Origin of the sequence: Fischerella thermalis PCC 7521 (assembly GCF_000317225.1) — a bacterium.
Classification (GTDB): Bacteria; Cyanobacteriota; Cyanobacteriia; order Cyanobacteriales; family Nostocaceae; genus Fischerella; species Fischerella thermalis.
Map to the genome: position 1 here is coordinate 34,093 of NZ_AJLL01000091.1, position 7,176 is coordinate 41,268.

Genomic DNA, 7,176 nt, shown 5'->3' on the forward strand with positions numbered 1-7,176 from the left:
TTTCACAAACGTCTTATTAGTGATTGGCAATATTAAACAAAGCATGATCAATGCAAATTCTTAGCTGTTTGGCTAATTCCTGAATATGAGGTTCAACAAACATCGAGAAATGATCCCCTGGAACTTCAATAACCTGTATAGGTTGGCGAGAATATTTACCCCAACCTAGCCAAGGATCACTAGTATTAAATTCTGCACTTTCAAAGTCATGCACAATTTCCTCCTTAGCTCGAAATAAAGTCATGGAGTCAGGATAAACCTGCGGAACATAATCTCGCATCGCTTGAACATGAGATTTGAAAAGCTTGTAATAGCGGAGAAAATCCTTAATCTCTGTATCACTAAAAATGAAGTTTGCTTTTTTATTTACTAAATGAAGTTGCTCATTCAGTGGTAAACCTCGAAGTTCATCAAAACCAACAGAAAAGTCGATGTTATTGTTAGTTTTGATCGATTCAGCCATGCGGAGTAAGAATTTTGCATCGTCATCTTCTCCGGGTTTAACCCCAGTTTCCGGTAATATAGCGTCGATGACAACTAGCAAACCTACTGTTTGACCTTGCCTTTGCAATTGTTGTGCCATTTCAAAGGCAAGCACACCACCGTAACAAAAACCTCCTAAAAGATAAGGACCATGGGGTTGTACCTGACGAATTTCTTCGAGGTAGCGAGTTGCTGTCTCCTCTACTGAAATAATTTCAGGTTTGTCTTGGTCGGGGTTATCTTCCAAGGCATAAAATGGATAGTCCTCACCAAGTCTTCTGGACAAATTAAAGTAGTTACGAATACCTCCACCAGCACCATGCATACAGAAGAAAGGAATCTTGTCACCAGAAGACTGGATTTCTACCAAGTGAGAACCGGAGTTCTCATAGAATGGCTGGCTAACAATCGCAGCTAGTTTTTCAATTGTGGGATTTTCAAAAAGAGTAGATAGGGGAAGATTGTGACCAAATAGATCATAAATTTGAGCCATTAATCGCACAGCTAAAAATGAGTGACCACCCAAGTCAAAAAAGTTATCTGTGACTCCAATCGGATTAGTATTGAGGAGATTTTCCCAAATTTTCACCAAAGTCAATTCCGTAAAATTCCGAGGAGCCACAAAAGATGCGATCGCCTGAGGTCGGATAACATCGTCTGTAGGAAGGGCTAGTTTGTCTACTTTGCCATTCGGTGTTAACGGTAGTGCATCCAAAATTACGAAGGCAGACGGAACCATATAATTGGGCAACTTTTCTTGTAAATAGTTGCTCAGTTGTGGTATGTCAATGTCTTGCTTGGTAACTACATAAGCTATGAGACGCTGGTCTTTTGGATTATGATCCTGGGCGATGACAAAAGACTCCCGGATAGATGGATGTTTGGCGATCGCTGCCTCAATTTCTCCTAATTCAACCCGGAAACCTCGAATTTTTACCTGGCGATCGCGACGACCCAAAAACTCAAGATTGCCATCATTGAGATAACGTACCAAGTCACCAGTTTTATAAAGTTTGGTTCCTGGGACAAAGGGGTTATCAATAAATCTTTCTTGAGTTAACTCCGGACGATGCAGATAACCTTTTGCCAATCCATCACCACCAATATAGAGTTCACCCACAACTCCTATAGGAGTTGGTTGCAAACAGCTGCTCAACACATAGACCAGAGTATTGTCAATGGGACGACCGATGGGAATCGTGGTTAGTTGATCTGGTAACAAACTCAGATCACAGTAAGTAACATTGGCAGAAACTTCCGATGAGCCGTAAAGGTTGATCAGTTTTGCTTCAGGTAGCAATTCTCGGAAAGTTTTGGCTAAGTTAACAGACAACACCTCTCCACTTGTGATCCAGAGTTTGAGATGCGATAGATTCTTAGCAAGATGGCTGTAAGTATCTAATAGTAAGCGTAGCAGTGAAGGGACAAGTACAATACGCGTAACTTTATGGTGTGCCAGAGTTTCTATAAACAGTTGTGGGTCTTTGACAATTGCATCCGGGATAATTACAATCGGAATTCCCTGGAGTAGGGGAGCAAAAATCTCCCACACTGAATCTACAAAGTTTATAGCTGTCTTCTGACAACAAACCTCCTGTTGTGTGAAAGGATAGGTTTTCCATAACCAGTGCAAGCCATTCACTGTACCGCGATGAGTTCCCAGCACACCTTTAGGAGTTCCAGTAGAGCCAGAAGTGTAGATAATATAGGCGAGATGATCACCTGAATAAATGCTAATTGGGTTCTGTTGACTCTCTTGGTTAATAATTTCCCATTCATTGTCTATATAAATGAGCCTCACTTGTTCTTGGTCAAAAGTCATTTGTCTAAAGCTATTAGCCAATGACGAATGACTAATTACCAATGACGCTTGAGAATCAGAGAGCATAAAGCTCAAGCGCTCAATTGGATAACTTGGATCAAGGGGAAGGTATGCACCGCCAGCTTTGAGGATAGCTAGAATTCCCACAACCATTTCTAGGTCACGTTCTAGACAAATGGCGACGAGCGTTTCTTTTGTGACACCTTGTTTGCGTAAATAATGAGCAAGCTGATTGACCTGCTGATTGAGTTGCTTATAGGTAAGCTGTTCTGACTGATTAATTATGGCTATGGCATTAGGCGATCGCTCAACTTGCTGCTCAAATAATTCATGGACAGACGTATTTCGGGGATAATCTGCACTAGTTTGATTCCACCCAAATAAAAGTTGCTCTCGCTCTTTGGCAGTCAGTGGTGATAATTGTGAAATACGCTGCTGTTGGTCGGCAACAATGCTTTCTAATAAAGCTTGAAAATGGTTGATGAATCGAGTTATCGTTGCTGAATCAAATAGGTCTGTATTGTACTCTAAAAACCCTGTCAATCCCTCTTGAGATTCACACATCGACAGAAAAATATCCAACTGTGCTGTACCGCTATCGAACTCCAAACTACGCAAAGTCAACCCAGAAACTTCTTGCATCGACATCGGCGTATTTTGCAGGACAAACATCACTTCATATAGTGGATTCCGGCTCAAATCTCGCTCCGGTTGCAATTCCTCTACTAGCTTCTCGAAAGGTAAATCTTGATGTGTATAAGCATTGAGAGTCACCTCACGCACGCGATGGAGAAGTTCGCGGAAACTGGGATCGCCACTGAGATCATTACGCAACACCAACGTATTAACAAACAAACCCAGCATTCCTTCTAATTCCGCTCGGTTTCGGTTAGCAATGGGAGAACCAACTAAAATGTCCTCTTGATCTGTGTAATGGTAGAGCAGTATATTAAATGCTGCCAGCAGAGTCATGAATAAAGTCACATCTTCTTGCTGACTCAATTGATTCAGTGCATCTGTCAGGGTTTTGGATAACCTAAAGTATTGTTTAGCACCAGTAAAAGTACTAACAGCAGGACGTGGACGATCTGTTGGTAACTGTAGTACGGGTAATTCACCGCTCAGTTGTTGCTTCCAGTAATTGAGTTGAGTTTGCAGCAACTCACCTTGTAAGCGATCGCGTTGCCAAACAGCAAAGTCTGCATACTGAATGGGGAGTTCGCTTAAGGGTGAAGGCTGACCTGTAGAGAAAGCTACATAAAGTGTTGCCAATTCTTGCATAAACACACCAACAGACCATCCATCCGTAATAATGTGATGCATAGACAAAAGGAAAACGTGTTCCTCTTCACCCAAACGCAATAAAGTTGCTCTGACAAGAGGTCCCTTAGCTAAATTAAACGGTTTTTTTGCTTCCTGTGCCGCAAATTGTTTAATCTCTTCTTCCCAATTTGCACCAGACAAATGCTCCAGGTTGATGATGGGTAACTCCCAAATTAATTCCGATGCAATTTGCTGAACAGGCTGTTCATTTACAAGCACAAAATTCGTACGCCAAACTTCATGACGTCTAAGAATTTCATTCAGACTTTGCTGGAGTGCCGTAATATTAAGTAGCCCTTTTAAATGAAATGCACTGGGGATATTGTAGAAAGAACTTCCGTGATAAAGTTGGTCAATAAACCATAGTCTTTGTTGGCAGAAAGACAAAGGAATGTTATTAGAATTGTTACGTTTAGGGATAGTATCAGCCCGAAATTTGCCTCCCTTCCATTTTTCTAGAAGGGCTTTTTTTGCAGGTGATAAATTAGAAGATTTTTTATTCATGTTAATAGTTAGTATTTATTAATAGCTATTTTGAATTTATTCGATACATTACAAGATAGATAAAAAACGAACACCGATGCAAGGCGATGTCGACGCCCGTAAGGGCGGCTTCCCGCAGGGTACACAGATAGATATTCAAAGGGCAATACAGGTCAGTTAAGTAATTTTTTCCTTCTCTTTATTCTCTCTGTGTCCCTCTCTGTGTCCTCTGTGCCTCTGCGGTTTTATTCTTTCATGACTCGTTATTGCGTCAAAGATTTTTTCTGACAAACAAAACAAGCCATTCCAGCTTCCTCACTACCCCCAAAATCTTTAATATTGTAATGAGCTAATTCTGTAAATCCCACCTTTTCTAAAACTGATTGAACTTCCGCTAAAAAGTAATCCTTTCTTAACCAAGTTGTATCAGAACGCTTCCAAATACCTTCTACCAACTCAAAACCAGTGACTTTGATTTCCCACATCCTTTCTTCCGGTTTATAATCAAATAATTCAATAAAAGCACATTCATCATTAACATAGACATGATTGAAACTTTTTTGTTGAGCAATATCATGCAACCAATCTGTTATTGGTATAGTGAACACAAATAAACCATCATCCCACAGCGCAGCATAAACATTTTGAAAAACAGCTGTCAATTCTTCAATACTTAGAATAAAGAGTAAAACATCTTTGGAAAAAACCGCATCGAAGGTTTGTGTTAACTTAAAATCACGTATATCACCAAGGATAAATTCACTTTCAGGTGCATTTGTTCGAGCATAGCGTAACAGCGCCTCAGAAGCATCAAGTCCAGTCATTTCATATCCTCTGATCTGAAGCTGATGTACCAACTGAGCGCTACCACAACCAAGATCGAGAATACGCCCTCCCTCAGGAATATGTGGTAAAAGTATTTGCTCTAAAGCAGGAATGATAGCTTCTACTACAACTTCATCTGGACTCTTAAATTCATTTTGTAACCGGGCAATAGAATCATAATTTGGAGGATTTGTAACCAAAAGCATAAACTGAATCTCCTATTTCTCACTACAAAAGTTGATCAAAATACTCCGCGTTCCTCTGCGTTTAAAAAAACTACATTTTACACAACCCTTTACCCCAATGATGCTAATTCTCAATCAACACCCCCCTGGTTCGCCAAAAGAATTTCTACCTCTTCCTCAGATAACTCTTCAATTTTTTCCATCAAAAGCTGCTCAATCATTTCTGCCTGCTTGATAGGTATCATTGCTTGTAGTAAAAGCTCACGTAATGGTAACTCTACTGGAAATTTTGCTCGCAATCGAGAAACCAATTGAGTAGCAATCAGAGAATCTCCTCCCAACTCGTAGAAATTGTCATAAATACCAACTTGTGCAATCCCGAGAACTTCTTGCCAAATTTCGGTAATTTGTTTTTCTAACTCGTTAGTTGGAGCAATATAAGAATTACTCAGATTAGGTCGCGAATAGCGAGACGAACAGACTCCTTGATTAAAAGATTTTGGATCTAAGTCCAGTTTAAATGTATGTTCCCATCTGGCTTTTAAATCTATCGTAGAAACAACAACCTGAGTTCCCTCTCCTATAGAGAATACCCGTTTAAATACTTCTACACTTTCAGTCTCGGTGATCGCTAATTCTACCCCAGATGTCTGTCCAAGTGTTTTTTGTTCTTGGATTGCATTGAGTTGTAACTTATCCCAATTAATGGAAATCCAAGGAAAAGAATTTGTTTGATTATGTCTTTGGGTAAAAGAATCAGTTAACTGATTAATTCCTGAGTATAAACCTAACCCAAATCCTCCCAAAATGGAAGATAAAGAAGAAAATATGATACAAAAATCTAACTTTCTATTTTGTAAAACTTGTTCTAATACAACATACTTACGAAGTTGAGCATCAAGCAGTTGTTCTAGGTCGGTTTTACCAATTTCTGGTATTGAGCAAAATACATTTTCGCGCGTGATTCCAGTTGAATAAATCACCCCATGAATTTGACCAATATTCTCCGGTGAAAGGCTGTGATACATTTGTTCAGAATTAGTTGGATCTGCACGTACCACTAAAACTTTTGCACCTAATTCCTCTAATGCTTGCAATTTGCTAATTTTGCCACTCACTTCATCTTCTTGAGTGTGAGTTTCTAGCCATTGCAAGTACTCATCCTTTTCTGGAAAAGTAGAATCATCGATAAATATGAGTTTTGCTTGGAGAGTTTTTGCGAGATATTTTGCTATCACAACTCCAAAACTATCCAATCCACCAGGAAACAGGTAAACACCGTGTTTTCTCAGTGGGGTATTTTCTTCAACTGCTGATAAGTGTACTGGTTCAAATACTTGTACCCAACGGTAGTTGTGGCGATAAGCAACAACCGTATCAGATGATAAAGCCGAGAATTCACTTAGTAATTGATCTAATATATTACTATTAAAATCTCGACTATCCTTTAAAACAAAATCTATATTCCGGCAGATAATATTAGGATACTCTTGAGGAATAACCTTACACAACCCCAACACCGTTGCTTTTTCTGGATCGAGAGTTTCATTACCATTAACCTCTTGGATTTGGTTGGATACAACCCAAATTTGCAAACGCTCAGTAATTTTTTGTTTATCAAGGGTTTGTATTAAAAATAGCAAACTTTTGAATTCTAAAAAATCACCTAATTTAGGAGTATCCAAGCTACTGATGCTCCATAAATAGGCAATATTTTGGGGAGTTTCATTTAGGGCTATTAGTTCTGTCAGCAGAGTATCATAATCCTCATAATTGTAGGGATTAATTGTATAAATCCCTTCACTTAGTTTGGTGAACTTTTCTCCCACCTTCACCGTAGTAACATTTTTTCCTTGTTTTTTTAATCTGTTAGCTAACTCGCAACCCAATCCACATTCATCAATAAACAAAAGCCATTTCTCATCTGCTGATTTCCTACAAGATTGAGGTAGCAATGAACGTTTCCATGAAGGAATGTAAAACCAGTCAGCAATATTTTGTTTTGTCTCTAATGTTACAGAGTTGTCAGTTGAAGAAGGTAGTGGTGATTTAGCA

At 39.3% G+C, this 7,176-nt stretch carries 3 protein-coding genes; all 3 read right to left on the minus strand.

What is annotated here, in order from left to right; genetic code table 11:
• Positions 1–16: 16 nt before the first annotated feature.
• Positions 17–4,132, minus strand: a complete 4,116-nt coding sequence (locus UYK_RS0119960) for a non-ribosomal peptide synthetase (protein ID WP_016872029.1) — start codon at positions 4,130–4,132, stop codon at positions 17–19.
• Between the two features lie 242 nt (positions 4,133–4,374).
• On the minus strand, positions 4,375–5,142 hold the full coding sequence (locus UYK_RS0119965; RefSeq protein ID WP_009454438.1) for a class I SAM-dependent methyltransferase: 768 nt from the start codon (positions 5,140–5,142) through the stop codon (positions 4,375–4,377).
• A 110-nt stretch (positions 5,143–5,252) separates the two neighbouring features.
• Positions 5,253–7,176, minus strand: a 1,924-nt coding sequence (locus tag UYK_RS0119970) for a KR prefix domain-containing protein (protein ID WP_016872030.1), incomplete at its 5' end; no start/stop codon positions are given.